General features: G+C 72.9%; 17 protein-coding genes. 8 read left to right on the plus strand and 9 right to left on the minus strand.

The window, feature by feature from the left end:
* Window positions 1–179: 179 nt before the first annotated feature.
* Window positions 180–1592, minus strand: a complete 1413-nt coding sequence (locus tag ACVGV0_RS06990; protein ID WP_459159041.1) for an RNA polymerase sigma factor — start codon at window positions 1590–1592, stop codon at window positions 180–182.
* 339 nt (window positions 1593–1931) lie between these two features.
* Entirely contained in the window at window positions 1932–2687 is a 756-nt protein-coding gene (ppgK, locus tag ACVGV0_RS06995; RefSeq protein ID WP_459159042.1) for a polyphosphate--glucose phosphotransferase, read from the minus strand.
* 64 nt (window positions 2688–2751) lie between these two features.
* Here ppgK and ACVGV0_RS07000 point away from each other — a divergent pair, with 64 nt between their 5' ends.
* Window positions 2752–3582, plus strand: a complete 831-nt coding sequence (locus ACVGV0_RS07000; protein ID WP_459159043.1) for an inositol monophosphatase family protein — start codon at window positions 2752–2754, stop codon at window positions 3580–3582.
* 118 nt (window positions 3583–3700) lie between these two features.
* Here ACVGV0_RS07000 and cei read toward each other — a convergent pair whose 3' ends face one another.
* On the minus strand, window positions 3701–4432 hold the full coding sequence (gene cei, locus ACVGV0_RS07005; RefSeq protein ID WP_459159044.1) for an envelope integrity protein Cei: 732 nt from the start codon (window positions 4430–4432) through the stop codon (window positions 3701–3703).
* A 572-nt stretch (window positions 4433–5004) separates the two neighbouring features.
* Between cei and ACVGV0_RS07010 the strand changes: the two genes are divergently transcribed.
* Window positions 5005–5304, plus strand: coding sequence for a DUF4193 domain-containing protein (locus ACVGV0_RS07010; protein WP_459159045.1), 300 nt, complete (start codon window positions 5005–5007; stop codon window positions 5302–5304).
* Between the two features lie 200 nt (window positions 5305–5504).
* Here the strand turns inward: ACVGV0_RS07010 and ACVGV0_RS07015 are convergent, their stop codons facing one another.
* A complete protein-coding gene (locus ACVGV0_RS07015) occupies window positions 5505–5984 on the minus strand; it encodes a DUF3093 domain-containing protein (RefSeq protein WP_459159046.1) in 480 nt (159 codons plus the stop codon).
* Window positions 5985–6068: 84 nt separating this feature from the next.
* Here ACVGV0_RS07015 and dut point away from each other — a divergent pair, with 84 nt between their 5' ends.
* The 6 genes from dut (at window position 6069) to dxs (ending at window position 12793) form a co-directional block, all read left to right on the plus strand.
* Entirely contained in the window at window positions 6069–6566 is a 498-nt protein-coding gene (gene dut, locus ACVGV0_RS07020; protein ID WP_459159047.1) for a dUTP diphosphatase, read from the plus strand.
* A 1-nt stretch (window position 6567) separates the two neighbouring features.
* Entirely contained in the window at window positions 6568–7248 is a 681-nt protein-coding gene (locus tag ACVGV0_RS07025; RefSeq protein WP_459159048.1) for a DUF3710 domain-containing protein, read from the plus strand.
* A gap of 169 nt (window positions 7249–7417) precedes the next feature.
* Window positions 7418–8056, plus strand: a complete 639-nt coding sequence (locus ACVGV0_RS07030; RefSeq protein ID WP_459159049.1) for a LysE family translocator — start codon at window positions 7418–7420, stop codon at window positions 8054–8056.
* A 249-nt stretch (window positions 8057–8305) separates the two neighbouring features.
* A complete protein-coding gene (locus tag ACVGV0_RS07035) occupies window positions 8306–9049 on the plus strand; it encodes a DUF3159 domain-containing protein (RefSeq protein ID WP_459159947.1) in 744 nt (247 codons plus the stop codon).
* 290 nt (window positions 9050–9339) lie between these two features.
* Window positions 9340–10587 carry a class I SAM-dependent RNA methyltransferase gene (locus ACVGV0_RS07040; RefSeq protein ID WP_459159948.1) on the plus strand — a complete coding sequence of 416 codons (1248 nt, stop codon included), beginning with the start codon at window positions 9340–9342 and terminating at the stop codon, window positions 10585–10587.
* Between the two features lie 259 nt (window positions 10588–10846).
* A complete protein-coding gene (gene dxs, locus ACVGV0_RS07045; RefSeq protein WP_459159050.1) occupies window positions 10847–12793 on the plus strand; it encodes a 1-deoxy-D-xylulose-5-phosphate synthase in 1947 nt (648 codons plus the stop codon).
* A gap of 238 nt (window positions 12794–13031) precedes the next feature.
* Here the strand turns inward: dxs and ACVGV0_RS07050 are convergent, their stop codons facing one another.
* From ACVGV0_RS07050 to ACVGV0_RS07070, 5 genes are all read right to left on the minus strand, one after another.
* Window positions 13032–13613: a Uma2 family endonuclease gene (locus ACVGV0_RS07050; RefSeq protein WP_459159051.1), complete on the minus strand. Its 582-nt coding sequence runs from the start codon at window positions 13611–13613 to the stop codon at window positions 13032–13034.
* A 179-nt stretch (window positions 13614–13792) separates the two neighbouring features.
* On the minus strand, window positions 13793–14035 hold the full coding sequence (locus ACVGV0_RS07055; RefSeq protein ID WP_459159052.1) for a type II toxin-antitoxin system antitoxin: 243 nt from the start codon (window positions 14033–14035) through the stop codon (window positions 13793–13795).
* A gap of 2 nt (window positions 14036–14037) precedes the next feature.
* The gene (locus tag ACVGV0_RS07060; protein WP_459159949.1) at window positions 14038–14907 is read right to left on the minus strand and encodes an SPFH domain-containing protein; all 870 of its coding nucleotides are present in this window, start codon (window positions 14905–14907) and stop codon (window positions 14038–14040) included.
* 380 nt (window positions 14908–15287) lie between these two features.
* Complete coding sequence (locus tag ACVGV0_RS07065; RefSeq protein ID WP_459159053.1) at window positions 15288–17420, minus strand: 3-hydroxyacyl-CoA dehydrogenase NAD-binding domain-containing protein; 2133 nt, start codon at window positions 17418–17420, stop codon at window positions 15288–15290.
* Window positions 17417–18664, minus strand: a complete 1248-nt coding sequence (locus tag ACVGV0_RS07070) for a thiolase family protein (protein WP_459159054.1) — start codon at window positions 18662–18664, stop codon at window positions 17417–17419. The genes ACVGV0_RS07065 and ACVGV0_RS07070 overlap by 4 nt, the downstream gene beginning before the upstream one ends.
* Window positions 18665–18784: the final 120 nt, after the last annotated feature.

Raw genomic sequence — 18784 nt, forward strand, 5'->3', positions numbered from 1 at the left:
CGAGCGAGGCCGGAACCTCCCGTCGCGGGGGGCGCGGCGGTGCAGGAGGCGCGCACGGCGGCGGGGCGCTGCCGAGCGCGCCCGGACGGTGCGGGTGCGGCGGGGAGCGCACGCAGCGGAGCCGCCGCCCCGGCCGGGGCGGCGGCTCCGCGAGAAGTGCTGCGCGCCGCGTTCGCGCCTCAGTCCAGGTAGTCGCGCAGGACCTGGGACCTCGACGGGTGCCGCAGCTTCGACATCGTCTTGGACTCGATCTGCCGGATGCGCTCCCGCGTCACGCCGTAGACCTGCCCGATCTCGTCCAGCGTGCGCGGCTGGCCGTCGGTCAGCCCGAAGCGGAGGCGCACCACGCCGGCTTCGCGCTCGGACAGGGTCTGCAGCACCGACTGCAGCTGGTCCTGCAGGAGGGTGAAGGAGACCGCGTCCACCGCCACGACGGCCTCGGAGTCTTCGATGAAGTCGCCGAGCTGGCTGTCGCCCTCGTCGCCGATGGTCTGGTCCAGCGAGATGGGCTCCCGGGCGTACTGCTGGATCTCCAGCACCTTCTCCGGGCTGATGTCCATCTCCTTGGCGAGCTCCTCCGGAGTGGGCTCGCGGCCCAGGTCCTGCAGCAGCTCGCGCTGGATGCGGCCGAGCTTGTTGATGACCTCCACCATGTGCACCGGGATGCGGATGGTGCGGGCCTGGTCGGCCATGGCGCGGGTGATGGCCTGCCGGATCCACCAGGTGGCGTAGGTGGAGAACTTGTAGCCCTTGGTGTAGTCGAACTTCTCCACCGCGCGGATCAGGCCGAGGTTGCCCTCCTGGATCAGGTCCAGGAACGCCATGCCGCGGCCGGTGTAGCGCTTGGCCAGGCTCACCACGAGGCGGAGGTTGGCCTCCAGCAGGTGGTTCTTCGCGCGCTCGCCGTCCCGGACGATCCACCGCAGGTCGCGGCGGAACTGCGTGGCCAGCTGCTCGCCGCTCTCCTGCGCCTGGCGGAGCCGCTCGGCGCCGTAGAGGCCGGCCTCGATGCGCTTGGCGAGCTCGACCTCCTCCTCGGCGTTGAGCAGGGCCACCTTGCCGATCTGCTTGAGGTACGCCCGCACCGAGTCGGCGGAGGCCGTCAGCTCGGCGTCCTTGCGCGCCTGGCGGAGGGCCTCCGACTCCTCCTCGTCCCAGACGAAGTCGGCGTCCTTGGTCTCGCCTTCCTCGTCCTCTTCCGGGACCGGTTCTTCGGGGATCTCCACGTCCGGCACTTCGTCGGCCAAGTCGCCCACGTCCGGTGACGTCAGGTCGGCCTCGATCGGCTCGTCGATGCCGAGGCCGTCACCGTTGGCGTCGGTGTCCTGGGCGGACTTCTGCGTCGACTTCGCGCCCTTCTGGGACGTCGACTTGCCGGAGGTGCTCTTGCGGCCCGAAGACGACTTCGCGCTGCTCGAACTCTTCGTCGTGCTCTTCCGCGTCGACGACTTCTTCGACCCTTCCGCACCGGTCTCCGCCGTGGTGGCGGTTCCGGAAGGGGCCGATTCTGTGTGAGCCGACTCAGCTGGGGCGCCGCCTTCGGTCTGTTCGGCGGAGCCGGAGCGTCGGGTTGCGGTTTCTGCGGCTGCCACGTACGCCCTTTCGCGACGGTCGATCGGGGCTGGCCTGAGGGCGCGTCACCTCGGCCGCCAAGGTCGGGGACTCCAGGTCCGCCCGGCCCGCGTCACCCACGGAGAACCGCATCGGGTTTTTCCTGGTCGGGAAAGCGATGCGGCCCTCGGCGGAGAACATCGGTCCAAGCGATCCGTGTTCCATTGTAACGACATCGCGTGAGCGTCGTTCCGCCGCGAGGCGGAGCGCGTCGCGATCGCCGTGCACGACACCGCGCACAACGCCTCGTGCCCTGCGGTCATTCCGCCGCGGACCGATTCGGCCGGGAACCGGTGTCGATCTTGCCGGCCCGCCGGGTCTCAGGTCCCCGCCACGGCCGCGGTCGCGGCGCCGATGATGCCCGCGTCGTTGCGCAGCCCCGCGGCCACGACCGGCGTGCGGTTCTGCAGCAGCGGCACCCACTTGTGCGCCTTCTTGCTCACGCCGCCGCCGGCGACGATGAGGTCCGGCCACACGAACCGCTCCAGGCTCTGCAGGTAGCGGTCCACGTGCGGGGCCCACTCCTGGTAGCTGAGGTCGAGGTTCTCCTTCACGGAGGCGGCGGCGACGTCCTCGGCGTCCTCGCCGTCCAGCTCGGTGTGCCCGAACTCGGTGTTGGGGATCAGGTGCCCGTCCATGAACAGGGCGCTGCCGATGCCGGTTCCGAACGTCAGCACGAGCACGAGCCCGCGGTGTCCCGCGGCGGCGCCGGAGCGCATCTCCGCCATGCCGGCGGCGTCGGCGTCGTTGAGGACGACGACGTCCTCGCGGGGCTTGTCGAGGCGCTCGGCGAACAGCCCCTGCGCGTCCGTGCCGATCCAGGCCTGGTCGACGTTGGCCGCGGTGAGGGCGGTGCCCTCCTTGACCACGCAGGGCAGGGTGATGCCGATCCGGTCCTGCCAGCCGAACTTGTCGACGATCTCCGCGACCGCGTCCGCGACGGCCTCCGGAGTCGACGGCTGGGGCGTGGGGACGCGCATGCGCTCCTCGGCGAGCTCTCCCCCGTCGATGTCCACTGGGCACCCCTTGATGCCCGACCCGCCGATGTCGACGCCGAAACCGCGAGCAGTGCCCATGGCCGATCCTTTCCAATTCGATTCAGACAGAGCTGTGCAGACTTTAACCGCCCTGTGGTGCGATGTGTACGTGGGATTGCCGAACGAGAGCGACGTGGAAGCATTGCGCACCGCAGCGGTCCGGATCGCCCGGGAAGCGGGGGACTTGGCGCGCGCGGTGCGGGAGGAGGCCGTTTCCGATGGTGCCGTGGACACCAAGAGCACCGAAACCGATGTCGTCACCGCAGGTGACCGCGCGGTGGAGCGGCTCGTGCGGGAGCGCGTGGGGGAGCTGCGCCCCGGCGAGTCGGTGCTCGGCGAGGAGGAGGGGGGCGAGCGCTCCCTCGACGGGCTGCGCTGGGTGGTCGACCCGATCGACGGCACGGTGAACTACCTGTACGGCTACCCGTGGTACGCGGTCTCGCTGGCGGCCCAGCAGGACGGCGTCTCGGTGGCGGGAGCCGTGGTGGAACCCGTCAGCGGCCGGGTCTGGAGCGCCGGGCTCGGGCGGGGCGCGTTCCTGGGCGACCGACCGCTGCGGGCCGCCGCGACCGAGCGGCTCGACCTGGCGCTGGTGGGCACCGGTTTCGCCTACGTGCAGCAGCGCCGTTCCGCCCAGGCCGGGGTGGTCGGCCGCCTGCTGCCGCAGGTGCGCGACATCCGTCGCAACGGGGCGGCCTCGCTCGACCTGTGCGCCGTCGCGGCGGGGTGGGTGGACGCCTACTACGAGGTCGGGCTGAACCGGTGGGACTGGGCGGCGGGCGCGCTCATCGCCGCCGAGGCGGGCGCGCAGGTGCGCCTGCCCGGTCAGGACCGGGACGACGGGCTCGGCCCGGAGGCGGTCGTGTGCGCCTGCCCGGGTATCGCCGGGCAACTGACCGACGCGCTCGTGCGCCTCGACGCGGCGCGGGTGTGACCGCTGCGCGCCCGCTCGCGCTCCTCGCGGGGCGGGCGCGCCCGCGCAGCAGCTCCTGCGCGGCTCGACCGCGCTGCCCGGGGCCGCGGGCGCGGTGCTGCGCAGCGCGGCGGGCCGCTCAGCAGTGCACGTCGCGCGCCTTCTCGAGCAGTTCGGGGTCGATGCGGGGCGGGTCGCCGCCGTGCTCGCTCGGCACCCAGTTCTGCAGCTCCTGCAGGACCTGCTTGCCCTGCTGGGTCGTCTGCACCTCGTCGAACTCCGAGCCCAGGGCGAGGTCGATGCGTCCGTCGGGCCGCTCGGTGCGCACCAGCTGGGCGCAGGGCACGATCAGGCTCAACGTGCGGGCGGCCCGCTCCCCGTCCGCGCCGTAGCGGATCTGCCCGTGGCACGTGAGGTCGTACTCCGGGTAGACGGGGTCGTCATCGGGCTGGCCCCACGTGTCGAAACCGAGCGTGGTGAGCTGGTCGGTGACCAGCGAGGCCTGCTGGCTCTCCCCGTTGCCGTTGAGCACGCGGATCTGGGCCTGCCCCGGTGGCAGCGGGGCGGTGCGGTCGAGGGCCTCCCGCGGCATCATCGTGCCGAGCCCCGGGGCCTGCTGCGCCTCGCCCGCTTCCGCGTCGTGCGCGAGTTCACCGGTCCGCACCCCGCCTCCGGCCTGCTGGGCGGACGGGGAGGTGCCGGACGGACCGGGGGGATTGCACTGCGTGGCCTGCTCGACGTTCTCCACCGATTCGAACACCCTGGTCCACACGAACCCGGCCAGCACCGCGAGCACGGCGAGCAGCACCAGTCCGGGCAGTGGACGGCGGCGCCGGTAGCGGGGGCCGCGCTGACCCCATTTCGAGCTCACGGCAGACACGTCCCGCCCCTCCCTGTCGCCTGGCAACCCGTCAGCGGATGCGCCATCCGCACGTCTCAGCCTAGGTGGTCGGAGGCGTGCGTGCGGAGTGGGCGAGCGAGTCGTGGCCGGACCGATGCCGAGGTGTCGCCGGCGCGCGAGCGCGGCGTCGGAAGTTCGCGCGCCTCGTCGGAATCATCGGTGCCCGGCGTGCGTTCACCTGGGGACAACGTCCCGTTCGGCAGCGGTCGGCGGGAAGTGGGCACGATCACGGACGTGACATGCGCCCTCCGGCGTGTCGCGACCGGGCCCGGAGGGCGCGGTGAGATCCCGCGCGGCGCGCAGCTCAGTGCACCGGCGCTGGCATCACACGCTTCGGTGACCAGCCACGTGCCCGGGAGGTCGATGAGCTACCCTCGCCGCGCCTGGAGGGGCGTGCCGCCTGGGAACACGTTGGTCCGGGACGTCCGACGCTGGTGCCGGAGAGACCACGATCACGCGATCGCCGGGCACAAATTCGGACTCCGGAACGTTGACCGGCGGCACACCATTGCAATCTTCACTGAACGCAGGGGTGAATCACGATGGCGACCGACTACGACGCTCCGCGCCGCGAGTCCGACGACCTCGCAGAGGACTCGTTGGAGGAACTCAAGGGGCGGCGCAACGATGCGCAATCCGGCGTCGTTGACGAGGACGAGGGCGCGATCGCGGAGAACTTCGAACTGCCGGGTGCGGATCTCTCCGGTGAGGAGATGACCGTCAAGGTCCTGCCGAAGCAGGCCGATGAGTTCACGTGCACGCGCTGCTTCCTCGTGCACCACCGCAGTCGACTGGCGGAGGAGCGCAACGGGCAGCTCGTCTGCCGGGATTGCGCCGCCTGATCGTTCGTCGCGGCCCTGAGCGGATTCAGGTGCAGCGGGGAATGGTTGTGCGGGGACGCGCCGGATACGACCACCGCGGGCGCGGATGGCGCCCGCCTCGGGCTGGGCACACGTGGCGAACGTGTGCCCAGTCGTGCGTCGGGCCCCGGTCGTGCGTCGGGCCCCGGTCGTGCACCGGGAGCCGGGCGTGCGTCGGGAGGTCACCCGCGCGCGGACGCCGCGCGGACGGCTTCGGCGAGCTGCTCGGGGCGGCGCGTGCTGATGACCCAGTACGGGGTCGGGTCCTCGGGGTCGTCCAGCCACACGCGGACCATCGTGCGCACCCAGGGGCGGTGCACGACGAAGGCGGCCGGGTCGAGATCGGGTCCGAGCGAGCGGCGCTTCTCCGCGGGCGGGACGGGTTCCACGTCTTCGACGTAGCGCAGCGGCAGGTGCGCGTCGCCGACCCGGAGCTCCCCGTCGCGCAGCGCGACCCGCGTGCGGCCGAGCCACAGCAGGAGGCCCGCGGCGCAGGGCACGAGGACGAGGTAGGGCAGCCAGGCGCGCACGCCCGGGTAGCCCATGTGCACTTCCGCGGCCAGCAGCACAGCCATGAGCAGCGGCAGCGGCCACGTCCACCAGGAGGCGTACAGGCGTTCGCTGTAGGAGGTGCGCGCCACGGGCTCGTTACTCGATGTCACTTTCTGTCCCTGATCGGGTGAGTCCGCGATGGGGGGACCTGCGTCTGCGCTTTCCGGCACGTGTTCAGGGTAGTCTCGCCGACCGTGTTCGATGTGAAGGTCCTGCTGACGAGACTCGACCCCGACGTCCCCGCACCGAGCTATGCTCGACCCGGTGATGCGGGCGCCGACCTGACCACCACGCGGGACGTGGTGCTGCAGCCGGGGGAGCGCGCCGTGGTCGGCACCGGCGTCGCGCTGGCCCTGCCGGAAGGGTACGCGGGTTTCGTGCACCCCCGCTCCGGACTGGCCGCGCGCGCTGGTTTGGGAATCGTCAACGCGCCTGGCACGGTGGATGCCGGTTACCGCGGTGAGGTGCAGGTGTGCTTGATCAACCACGACCCCGCGGAACCGATCACGATCGCGCGCGGTGAACGCATCGCACAACTGGTGGTGCAACGGGTCGAGCACGCCGTGTTCGAGGAAGTCGCCGAGTTGCCGGAGTCGCAGCGCGGAGCTGGCGGCTACGGTTCGACCGGCGGGCACGCGGCGCTGGCGGCGTCCGGAGGGGAAGCCGAGGCGCGGCACAGGACGGAGGTCTGAGATGTTCGGTTTTGGCCGTCGACGTCAGCAGGACGACGAGGCCGCGGCGGAGGCCGGTGCGCCGGCGGAGGACTCGGAGGAGCTCGCCGAGGGCGGGCCCTTCGACGTCGAGGAGGCCCCGGAGGACGACGTCGAGCGGCTGGACCTCGGGTCGGTGCGCCTGCCCGTGCCGGAGGGCGGCCAGCTCCAGGTCGAGGTCGATCCGGCCGGTCCGGTGCGCGCGGTGCACATGCTCACCCCGGCGGGGCGGCTGACCGTCAGCGCCTTCGCCGCGCCGCGCAGCGGCGGGCTCTGGCCGGACGTGAGCTCCGAGCTCGCCGACCAGTTGCGCTCCGACGGGGCGACGGTGCGCACCGAGCGCGGCGACTGGGGGCTGGAGCTCTCCGCCGACACGCCGAAGGCGACCCTGCGGTTCGTCGGGGTCGACGGTCCGCGCTGGCTGGTGCGCGGGGTCGCGGCAGGTCCGGCCGAGCAGGCCGACGAGTGCACCAAGCAGCTCTACGCGGTGCTCGACGACACCGTCGTCGTGCGGGGCGAGGACCCGCTCCCGGTGCGCACGCCGCTGCCCATCGAGCTGCCGGAGTCGATCCGGCAGCACATCGAGCAGGCGCAGGACCAGTCCCAGCAGCCGGGGCAGCAAGCTCCCACCGCCGCGGGCGGCCCCGCGGCGCCGCAGGGCTGAGACCCGCCCGCGGGAGCGACGGCGGGCGACCGGGTCGCGGTCCGCCGCCGGGCACTCCCACGCCCGGCCGCACGTGGTCGCCCGGTTCCGAGGATCCCGCAGCGACAGCACCGGAGGCCCCGCCCACCCGCTGCGCCAGCCGCTCCGCGGACTCCCTAAAGTGCGGGTCGTGCCGACGGTGACGGAGTGGTGGGTGTACCTCGGGGCGGTGGTGCTGATCGCCGTCGCGCCCGGACCGGGACTGCTGTACGTGCTCGCGCGCAGCGTGCGCGGCGGGCGCCGCGAGGGGATCCGCTCGGCGCTGGGCAACGGCTGCGGGGCTTCGGTGCACGTGGTCGCCGCCGCGCTCGGCCTCTCCGCGGTGCTGGCCACCTCGGCCGTGGCGTTCACCCTCGTGAAGTTCGCGGGCGCGGCCTACCTCGTCTGGCTCGGCGCGCGGGCGCTGTGGGAGTTGCGCCGCTCGGGCGCGCAACCGGAGCTGGCGGGGCAGCGGGCGGACCGTTCGGCCGTGCTGCAGGGCTTCGTCGTCGAGGTGCTCAACCCGAAGACGGCGATGTTCTTCCTCGCGTTCATCCCGCAGTTCGTCCACTCCGAGCGCGGTTCGACGGTGCTGGCGTTCTTCGCGCTGGGCGCGGTGTTCGTGGTGTGCGCTTCGCTCGCCGACGTCGTGCTGGCGCTGGTCGCGGGCCCGGTGGCGGGGTGGATCGCGCGCCACCCGCGCTGGTGGCGGCGGCAGCAGGTGGCCAGCGGCCTCACCCTGATCGGACTGGGCGGGGCGCTCGCGGTGACCCAGCGCGCCGTGGCGTGAGCGCGGCCGCACCGGCGGCGCCGCGCGCCGGCCGCCGCGGCGCGTGATCGCGGGAGCGCCCGCCCCCCTCGGCCGGGTGATCGACGTGCTCGGGCCGCTCGGGGGTGCGGCTACCCCTCGTGGGCCGTTTACGCTGGGGAGCACGAGCTCTGCGGAGACCCGGGCTCGTGGCAGGACACCGCAGTGGCCGGTGCTGATCCTCCGCGCGAGGCGGCGCAGGCCGGACACGTTCCGCCGGAGGGCAACGACGTGGAATCAGACCACCCGCACGCGGCGCACGAGCCGGAGGACGGCAGCGGTCCCGCCGCGCGCTCGTCCGCGGCGCAGAGCGGTGCCGGATCCGAGCGGCGCGATCCGGAGCAGACCCTGCTCGAGCAGATGGGCGGCGTGTCCGGGCTCGCCTACTCGGCCGTGCCCATCGTCGCGTTCGTGGGGATCAACTCGATCGCCGGGCTGATGCCGGCGATCTGGGGCGCGATCGGCATCGCGGTGCTCATCGCCGTGGTCCGCCTGGTCCGCCGGGAACCGGTGCAGCCGGCGATCTCCGGTGTGCTGGGTGTGGCCGTGTGCTCGTTCATCGCCTACCGCTCGGGCGATGCCAAGGGCTTCTTCCTCCTCGGGATCTGGACGAGCCTCATCTACGGCGCGGTGTTCCTCGCCTCGGTGGTGGTGCGGTGGCCGCTGGTCGGTGTGGCGTGGTCGCTGCTCAACGGCCAGCGCAACACCTGGCGGCACCACCGATCGGCGATGCGCGGCTACGACATCGCCACGCTGGCCTGGACCGCCGTGTTCGCCGCGAAGTACGTCGTGCAGGAGTGGCTCTACGACACCGGCCAGACCGGGTGGCTCGCGTTCGCCCGGATCGCGATGGGCTACCCGCTCACCGGTCTGGCCCTGATCGTGACGGTGTGGGCGATCCGCCGCGCGGGCAAGGAGCTGGAGGCCGCCTCCGGCGCCGCGGGGGGCAGCCCGGTGAGCGGCCCAGCGCGCTGACTGCCGCTCGCCGGTGGGGCGGGCCGGTGTGCTGCGCGCTCCGCCGGGGCCGGCCCGTACGCTGGACGCAGCCCGCGGCGGAACCCGCGGCGAAGCCCCGCGGCGCCGGGTCCGCTCGGCGCGCGGGCGGTACCGGCCGCGCCACGCGCACGCCTGCGCGACGCCCGGTGCCGCAGCCGCCTCCCGATCCGGAATCCACCGGGGAGAGGCGTGCGGGCTGGTGATCTGGCCGGGCAGCGCGGCGCTGCGCGGCATGCGGCGAGTGGAGGAACAGCAGGTTGAGCGAACGAGTGGCAGCGGACCGCACCCGGCCGAACTGGACCGGTCAGCGGTTCGTCGTGGACGTGGGGCAGGTGGCCCACGGCGGGCACTGCGTCGCCCGGCACGAGGGGCGCGTGGTGTTCGTGCGCCACACCCTGCCCGGGGAGACCGTCCTCGTGGAGGTGACCGAGGACCACGGCGGTTCCTTCTGCCGCGCCGACGCCGTCGAGGTGCACGCCGCCGCCGCGGGGAGGGTGACGCCGCCCTGCCCGTTGGCCGACATCTCCCGCGGGCAGGACCGCTGCGGTGGTTGCGACTGGCAGCACGCCGCGCCGGACACCCAGCGCGAGCTGAAGGCCGTCGTCGTCCGCGAGCAGCTCGAACGCATCGCCGGGCTGGACTGGCCGGTGGAGGTCCAGCAGCTGCCCGGGGGGCCGCTGCGGTGGCGCAACCGCACACGGCTGGCGGTCGACCAGGCGGGCAACGCCGGCTTCCGGGCGCACCGCAGCCATCGCATCATCCCGATCGAGGACTGCCCGATCACCACCGAGGACGCCGTGTCCGCGGTGACGAGCCGCCGCTGGCGCCCGGGTGCCGAGCTGGGCGTGACGCGGGACGGGAGCGGGGAGGTGCACGTGAGCGCGACCGACAGCAAGCCCCGGCGGCAGCGCGGTCGGCGCGCGGACCCCGTCGTTCGCCAGGTGCGCGGCAGCGGCATCGCCCGCGAGTACGCCGAGGGGCGCACGTTCCACGTGCAGGCCGACGGCTTCTGGCAGGTGCACGTCTCCGCGGCCGAGACGTTCGCGGCCACCGTGCGCCGGTTCGCCCGGGTCTCGCCCGGGGCGAGCGCCTGGGACCTCTACGGCGGAGCGGGCCTGTTCACCGCCGGGCTCGCCGAGCAGGCCGGGTCGGACGGGCAGGTGCTGCTGGTCGAGTCGTCCCGGCGGGCCGTGGCGGACGCGACGGCCAACCTGGCCGATCTGCCGCAGGTGGGGTGCCGCACCGGCACGGTCGAGCGCGTGCTGCGCGACGAGGACCTCCCCGAGCCCGAGGTGGTCGTGCTCGATCCCCCGCGCAAGGGCGCGGGCAAGGACGTCGTCACCGCGGTCGCGGCGCGCGGACCCGCGCGGGTGGTGCACGTCGCGTGCGATCCGGCGGCGCTGGCGCGCGATGTGAGCCTGTTCGCCGAGCACGGCTACCGGCTGGCCGAGCTGGAGGTCTTCGACGCCTTCCCCATGACTCACCACATCGAGTGCATCGCGTTGCTGCAGCGCTGACCTGCGGCGAACCGGTGCGGCGCAGTGCCGTCGGCCGGTCGCGCGCGGCATCCCAGTGCGTTGCCCCGGTGGTCGCCGCACCATGGCGGCAGTCCACACACGGCGGATCCGAGAACTCCCGGACCGTCCGTAGACTGGGCTCCGCCGAGAGCCGGAGGGGGACTGCGAGGACCGGCTGCCCGGCGCGCGGAAGACGGTCCGCGCAGCAGGACGAACCCCGACCCGGTACGACCCGGAACGAGACAAGCGAGGTGGCGCGGTGACACTGCTGGGGTCCGTACACAGTCCGGCTGATCTCAAGAAACTTCAGCAGGACGAACTGGCGCAGCTGGTGGACGAGATCCGCTCGTTCCTGATCGAGAAGGTGTCGCGCACCGGAGGGCACCTCGGTCCGAACCTCGGCGCGATCGAGCTGACGCTGGCCGTGCACCGCGTGTTCGAGTCGCCCAGCGACCGCGTCGTGTTCGACACCGGGCACCAGTCGTACGTGCACAAGATGCTGACCGGCCGGCAGGAGGGCTTCGACCGCCTGCGCAAGCGGGGAGGCCTGGCGGGCTACCCGGAGCGCGCGGAGAGCGAGCACGACTTCGTGCAGAACAGCCACGCCTCCACCGCGCTGTCCTACGCCGACGGGCTCGCCCGCGCGATCCAGCTCAACGGCGAGCAGCAGCACGTGTGCGCGATCGTCGGCGACGGCGCGCTGACCGGCGGCATGTGCTGGGAGGCGCTGAACAACATCGCCGCCGACCCGGAACGCCCGGTCGTGATCATCGTCAACGACAACGGCCGCTCCTACGCGCCGACGATCGGCGGTCTGGCCGAGCACCTGGCCGCGCTGCGGCTGAACCCCAGCTACGAGCGGGCGCTGCAGAGCGGGCGCCGCACGCTGCGCAACCTCCCGGTGGTGGGCCGGTCGCTGTACACCGGGCTGCACGCGGCCAAGAGCGGGTTGAAGGACGCCCTCAGCCCGCAGGTGATGTTCTCCGACCTGGGCATCAAGTACCTCGGCCCGGTTGACGGCCACGACCTGCGGGCGCTGGAGCACGCCCTGGGCATGGCCCGCTCGTACGGCGGGCCGGTGATCGTGCACGCGGTCACGCGCAAGGGCAACGGCTTCGCCCCGGCCGAGAACGACGAGGCCGAGCAGATGCACCAGGTCAAGACGATCAACCCGGAGACCGGTGCGCCGACGAAGCCCGCGGGCACCTCCTGGACGGACGTGTACTCGGACGAGCTCGTGCGCCTCGGCGGGCAGCGCGCGGACCTGGTCGCGATGACCGCGGCGATGCTCGGTCCGACGGGGCTGACGAAGTTCCAGGACGCCTACCCGGACCGCTGCATCGACGTGGGCATCGCCGAGCAGCACGCGATGACCTCGGCGGCGGGCCTGGCCATGGGCGGCATGCACCCGGTGTTCGCCGTCTACTCCACGTTCCTCAACCGCGCTTTCGACCAGCTGCTGCTGGACGTGGCCCTGCACCGGCAGCCGGTGACGATCACCCTCGACCGCTCCGGTATCACCGGGGACGACGGGCCCAGCCACAACGGCATGTGGGACCTGTCGATCCTCGGGATCGTGCCCGGGTTGCGCGTGGCGGCGCCGCGGGACGCGGGGAGGCTGCGCGAGGAGCTCGGCGAAGCCGTGGAGGTCGACGACGGCCCGACCGTGCTGCGGTTCCCCAAGGGACCGGTCATCGACGAGGTCCCGGCGCTCGAGCGGGCCGGCGGCGTCGACGTGCTGCACCGCGACGACGACGGCGACCGGCGGGACGTGCTGCTCGTGGCGGTCGGGGCCTTCGGCGGGCTCGCCGCGGCGGCCGCCTCCCGGCTGGCCGCGCAGGGCATCGGCGTGACCGTGGTCGACCCGCGGTGGATCTACCCGGTGCCGCAGGCGCTCGTCGAGCAGGCCGCGCGGCACCACCTCGTGGTCAGCCTCGAGGACAGCGGCCGGCACGGCGGGTTCGGCTCGGCGCTGGCGACGGCCCTGCGCGACGCTGACCTCGAGGTGCCGATGCGGGATCTCGCCGTGCCCAGCGCGTTCCCGCAGCTGGGCTCCCGCGACGAGGTGCTGGCGGACTTCGGCCTGACCGAGCAGGACGTGGCGCGGCGCATCACCGAGTGGGTGGCCGACCGGGTGGAGGCCCAGGACGAGGTGACGCTGCCGGTGGCCGTGGAGGGCGAGCAGTCGGGCACGGCCGCGGGCTGACCGGCGTACCGACCGCACGTCCCGACCGCACGTCCCGGCAGCCGGTCCTCCGGGCTGCCGGGGCCAGCGGGCGGTCGCCCGGGGAAGCACCACCGGCGCCCTCGTGGAGGCGCTCCGCTACGTCCCCGGCACCGGCGTCGAGCGGCGTGCGCTGCCGAAGATCAGCCAGCACGGTGGACCGACGCCTGACCCGCCCGCGCACGCGGCCCACCACCCGATCCAGTTCCAGGGCTGGCTCTCAGGGGCGCAGTGCGGCGACGTCCACCGCGACCGGCACCGGTGCTGCGGTGAGCGGAACCGGGCCGTCGCCGCGGCTCGCGGTGTCCGCGGCCCGGTACCGCCCGCCGTCCAGCCGGTAGGTGGTGAGTTCGGTGACTCCGCCCGAGTCCTGCGTCAGGCTCCAGAAGTACGGAATCCCGGCGCTTTCGCAGGTGGTGAACTTGTCGCGTTGTTCGCTCGCCGTGTTCGCCGGTGACCAGATCTCGCCGAAGAGCAGCACCGCGCGGGGAGCGAACGACGGACCGATCGGCCGCGTGTTCAGCACGGCCAGGTCGGGGACGAGCGCGGTCCGCCCCGGTACCGCGAACTCGACGCCGATACCGCTCACCGGGTGCAGATCGCTGTGCTGCGCTGCGCGGAACGCGGTTTTGCACGCGTGCACCAGCTCGTCCGCGGCCCACTGGTGCTGACCCGTCGGTGGTGGTGTCACGAGCCAGTACCCCTCGATCAGCTCCAGGCGCGAGCCGTCCTCCCTGGCGGCCAGCGCGTGCCAGTCGGCGATGGTGAACGGTCCCAGCTCGTGCTGGATCAGTGCGGTCACCGGGCATCACCTCGTTCCTTCACCGAACAGAATGCCAGAAGTCCGATCGGGCGCTGGTGCTGCGCAGCTCGTCGGTCTGTCCGGGGCGGCCGACGTCCACCGCGACCGGCACCGGTGCTGCGGTGAGCGGAACCGGGCCGTCGCCGCGCTCGCTGTGTCCGCGACCCGGTACCGTTCGCTCAATCGGGTTCGGCCGACTCCTCGGCGGCGGTCCCGCCGTCCGCCTCCGACTTGGATGGCCGGCCCCGCCGGCGCATCGCCCCGGTTCCCGCGGGCAGGCGTCCCGCATCGCTCAACGCCTTGCGCAGCAGGAACTCGATCTGGGCGTTGGTGCTGCGCAGCTCGTCGGCCGCCCAGCGGGCCAGCGCGTCGTGGACGGCCGGGTCCAGCCGCAGCAGGACCTTCTTCCGCTCGGAGGCCACGGTCACCCGGTGTAGAGCGAACCGGTGTTCACGACCGGTTGGGTGTCGTGGTCGCCGACGAGCACCACGAGCATGTTGCTGATCATCGCGGCCTTGCGCTCCTCGTCCAGTTCGACGACCCCGTCGCGGGTGAGGCGGGTCAGCGCCGAGTCCACCATGTCGACGGCGCCCTCGACGATGCGCTGCCGCGCCGCCACCACGGCATCGGCCTGCTGCCGGCGCAGCATCGCCGAGGCGATCTCCGGGGCGTAGGCGAGGTGGGTGATGCGGGATTCGATGATGCGCACGCCCGCCTGCTCCACGCGTTCGGCCACCTCGCCCGACAGGCGGGAGGTGATCTCGTCGGCGTTGTCCCGCAGGGACAACCGGTCGCGGCCCTGCGCGTCGTAGGGGTAGCTGTTGGCGATGTGCCGCACGGCCGTTTCGGTCTGGGTGCCGACGAACTCCTCGAAGTCGTCCACGTCGAACATCGCCTGCGCGGTGTCGGCGACCTTCCACACGACGACGGCGGCGATCTCGATCGGGTTGCCGTCCGCGTCGTTGACCTTGCTGGTGCCGGTCTCGTGGTTGCGCACGCGGGTGGAGATCTTCGTCCGCGTGGTCAGCGGGTTGACCCACTGGAGGCCGTCGGTGCGCAGCGTGCCGACGTAGCGGCCGAGCAGCTGCAGCACGCGCGCCTCGCCCGGTGCGACGGCGGTCAGCCCGGCGAGCAGGACCACTCCCAGCACGAGCGCGGCGCTGGCGGCCACGAGCAGGACGACGCCCGCGGCGGAGCCGCCGGACGCGGCGAGGCTCAGGCCGCCGAGCACGTACATCGCGGCCGCGGCGACCACGAGCAGCAGCACGGCGCCGAGCACGCCCCACCCGCCCATCGCGCGGGTGCGGCGCTCGTGGCTCGGGGGCCCGGCCTCGCCCGTGGTGCCGGCCTCGCCTGTGACCCCGGCCTCGCCCGTGGTTCCGGTCTCAGTCCCGGTCGTCATGTTCGCTCCGTTCTGCCGCGTGCCGGCCCCGCGGGTGCGGGCTGCGCTCCGCCGGGAGCACGCCGCGCTGTCCGATCTCGGGAGGTCCCTCCCGAGCAACCACCCGAAGGATAGCGCAGTGATATCACTTTTCGGGAGGGGTGCGAGCATCCGAACCGGATGCGGGTCGCGCGCGGCCCCGGGCCGCACCACCGGGCCGAACGGCACCGGTCCGCGAACGGCACCGGGCCGGGGCGCCGCGCCGCCCCGGCCCGGTGCTCAGCGCAGTGCGGTCACCGCGGCACGGACGCCTCCCCCGCGCTGAGGAACCGCCTGCCGGTGACGGTCTCGGCGATGCCCGAGCGGTCCAGGTAGGGCGTGATGCCGCCCAGCCAGAACGGCCAGCCGGCGCCGAGCAGCATGCACAGGTCGAGGTCCTGGGGCCCGGTCACCACGCCCTCGTCGAGCATGATCCGGGCCTCCTCGGCCACGGCGCGCAGCGCGCGCTCGCGCACCTGCTCCGCCGTCGACGGGGTCTCGCCCTGCTTCCACAGCTCGGCCACGGCCGGGTCGAGCACGCGGTTGCCGGACTCGTCGGTGCTCCACACGCCGGTGTGCCCGCCCTCGACGAAGCGGCGCAGGTTCTCGGACAGGCCGAACCGGTCCGGGTAGGCCGCGTGCATCGTCCCGGCCACGTGGTGCGCCACGGCCGGGCCGACGAGCTCGAGCAGCTCCATCGGCGTCATCGGCAGGCCCAGCGGCGTCAGCGCCGCGTCGGCCTCCTCGAACGGGGTGCCCTCGTCCACCGCGGCGATGACCTCGCCGAGGAACCGGGTGAGCACCCGGTTGACGACGAAGGCCGGTGCGTCGGCGGTGAGCACGCAGGACTTCTTCAGCTTCTTGCCCACGTCGAACGCCGTCGCCAGCGCCGCGTCGTCGGTGCGCTCGGCGCGGACGACCTCGAGCAGCGGAAGCACGGCCACCGGGTTGAAGAAGTGGAAGCCGACGACGCGCTCCGGGTGGGCGAGCTCGGCGGCCATCTCGGTCACCGACAGCGAGGAGGTGTTCGTCGCCAGCACCGCCTCCGGGCCGACGTGCTGCTCGAGCTCGGCGAAGACGGTCCGCTTGACCGACATCTCCTCGAACACGGCCTCGATGACGAAGTCGGCGTCGGCGAAGGCTGCCTTGTCCAGCGAGCCCTGGACCAGGCCCTTGAGCCGGTTGCGCTGCTCCGGCGACACGCGGCCCTTCTCGGCGAGCTTGTCGATCTCGCCGTGGACGTAGGCCACGCCCTTGTCGATGCGCGCCTGGTCGACATCGGTGAGGACCACCGGCACCTGCAGGCGGCGCGCGAACAGCAGCGCCAGCTGCCCCGCCATGAGCCCGGCACCGACGACGCCGACCTTGGTCACCTTGCGCACCAGGGACTTGTCCGGCGCGCCGGCCGGTTTCTTGGCGCGCTTCTGCGTCAGGTCGAACGAGTACAGGCCGGACCGGAGCTCATCGGTCATCAGCGCGTCGGCCAGGCCCTCGGTCTCGGCGGCGTAGCCGGCGTCGAGGTCGTTGTGCCGGGCCTGCTCGATGAGCTCGACGGCCTCGTTCACCCCGGGCGCGGCGCCGGAGGTCTTGCTCCGCACGATCTCGCGGGCGCGGGCCACGGCGTCGTCCCAGGCCTGGCCGCGGTCGATCTCGGGGCGCTGCACCGCGTGCTCCCCGGTGACCACCCGCGCGGCCCAGCGCACCGACTGCTCGAGGAAGTCGGCGCTGTCCAGCAGCTCGTCGAAGACGCCCAGGTCGCGGGCCTTCTTCGGGTCGAGCATGCGGTTCTGGTTCAGCGCGTTCTCGACGATGACCGTGACCGCGTTGTCCGCGCCGATCAGGTTCGGCAGCAGCTGGGTGCCGCCCCAGCCGGGGAAGAGCCCGAGGAAGCACTCGGGGAAGGCGATCGTGCCCGCCGCGGCCGAGACGGTGCGGTAGTGGCAGGACAGGGCGAGCTCCAGTCCGCCACCGAGCGCCGCGCCGTTGACGAAGGCGAACGTCGGCACCGACGACTCGGTCAGCCGGCGGAAGACGTCGTGCCCGCCCTGGGCCACCGCGTGGGCGTGCTCGCGCTCGGTGATCTCCGCGATGCCGTCGAGGTCGGCGCCCACGGCGAAGACGAACGGCTTGCCGGTGACGGCGATCGCGGCCGGTTCGGCGGCGAAGGCCTCGTCGAGGGCCGCGTCGAGGCTGGCCAGGCCGCCGGGTCCGAAGGTGGACGGGCGCTTGTGGTCGTGGCCGTTGTCCACCGTGACCAGCGCCAGCGGGCGGTCCAGGCCCGGCGCGTCGACCAGGCGGGTGCAGGCGTGCGTGACGACCTCGTTCGGGAAGAGCGCGGCGAAGTCGCCGCTGGTGCGGCTCGTCGCGTTGTCGTTGGTGACGGTCACCGGTCACCTCCGCGGTAGTTCGGGTTCTCCCAGATGACGGTTCCGCCCATGCCGAAGCCGATGCACATGGTGGTCAGGCCGTAGCGGACCTCCGGGTGCTCGGCGAAGTGCCGGGACAGCTGCGTCATGAGGCGGACACCGGACGAGGCCAGCGGGTGGCCGCAGGCGATCGCGCCGCCCCACGGGTTCACCCGCGGGTCGTCCTGGTCGATGCCGAAGTGGTCCAGGAAGGCCAGGACCTGCACGGCGAAGGCCTCGTTGATCTCGAACAGGCCGATGTCGTCGATGCTCAGCCCGGCGCGCTGCAGGGCCTTCTCGGTGGCCGGGACCGGGCCGACGCCCATGACCTCCGGTTCGACGCCGGCGAAGGAGTAGCCGACCAGGTACATGCCGACCGGCAGCCCCAGCTCTTCGGCAGTGTCGGCACCGGTGAGCACGCAACCGGTGGCGCCGTCGTTGAGCCCGGCGGCGTTGCCCGGGGTCACGTGCCCGTGCGGGCGGAACGGGGTCTTCAGGCCGGACAGCGAGTCCAGGTCGGTGCCCGGCCGCGGCTGCTCGTCCGCGGTCGCCAGGCCCCAGCCGCTGTCCGAGCGGGTGGCGACCGGCACGAAGTCCTGCTCGAACCTGCCCGCCTGCGCCGCTTCCGCGTAGCGCTGCTGGCTGAGCACGGAGTAGGCGTCGGTGCGCTCCTTGGTGATGCCGGGGAACCGGTCGTGCAGGTTCTCGGCCGTGGACCCCATCACCAGGGCGGAGGTGTCGACGAGGTCGTCGGAGACGAAGCGCGGGTTGGGGTCGACGCCTTCGCCCATGGGGTGGTTGCCCATGTGCTCGACGCCGCCCGCGATCGCGACGTCGTAGGCGCCGAAGGAGATGCCGCTGGACACCGCGGTCACAGCGGTCATGGCACCGGCGCACATGCGGTCGATGGCGAAGCCCGGCACGGACTTCGGCAGCCCGGCCAGCAGGGCCGCGCTGCGTCCGATCGTCAGCCCCTGGTCACCGATCTGCGTGGTGGCGGCGACGGCCACCTCGTCGACGCGTTCCGGCGGGATGTCCGGATGGCGTCGCAGAAGTTCGCGGATCACCTTGACCACGAGGTCATCGGCACGGGTCTGGGCGTACATGCCCTTGTCGCCGGCCTTGCCGAACGGTGTGCGGACACCGTCGACGAAGACCACATCCCGTGCCGCGGCCCGGTTCGGGCGGCTGCGGCTGTCGGCGTTCGCCGACGCTGGTGCGGCCACGGCGTGCTCCTCACTCGATGTGGGTGAACATTGGCGAGCCGGCCGGAGCGTCGACGCCGCGGGGGCCGCGGTGGCGATCCTGAGCTACCAGCCGGTAACCGCACTCTAGCGCTGATTACT

The organism is Salinifilum ghardaiensis (assembly GCF_054491345.1).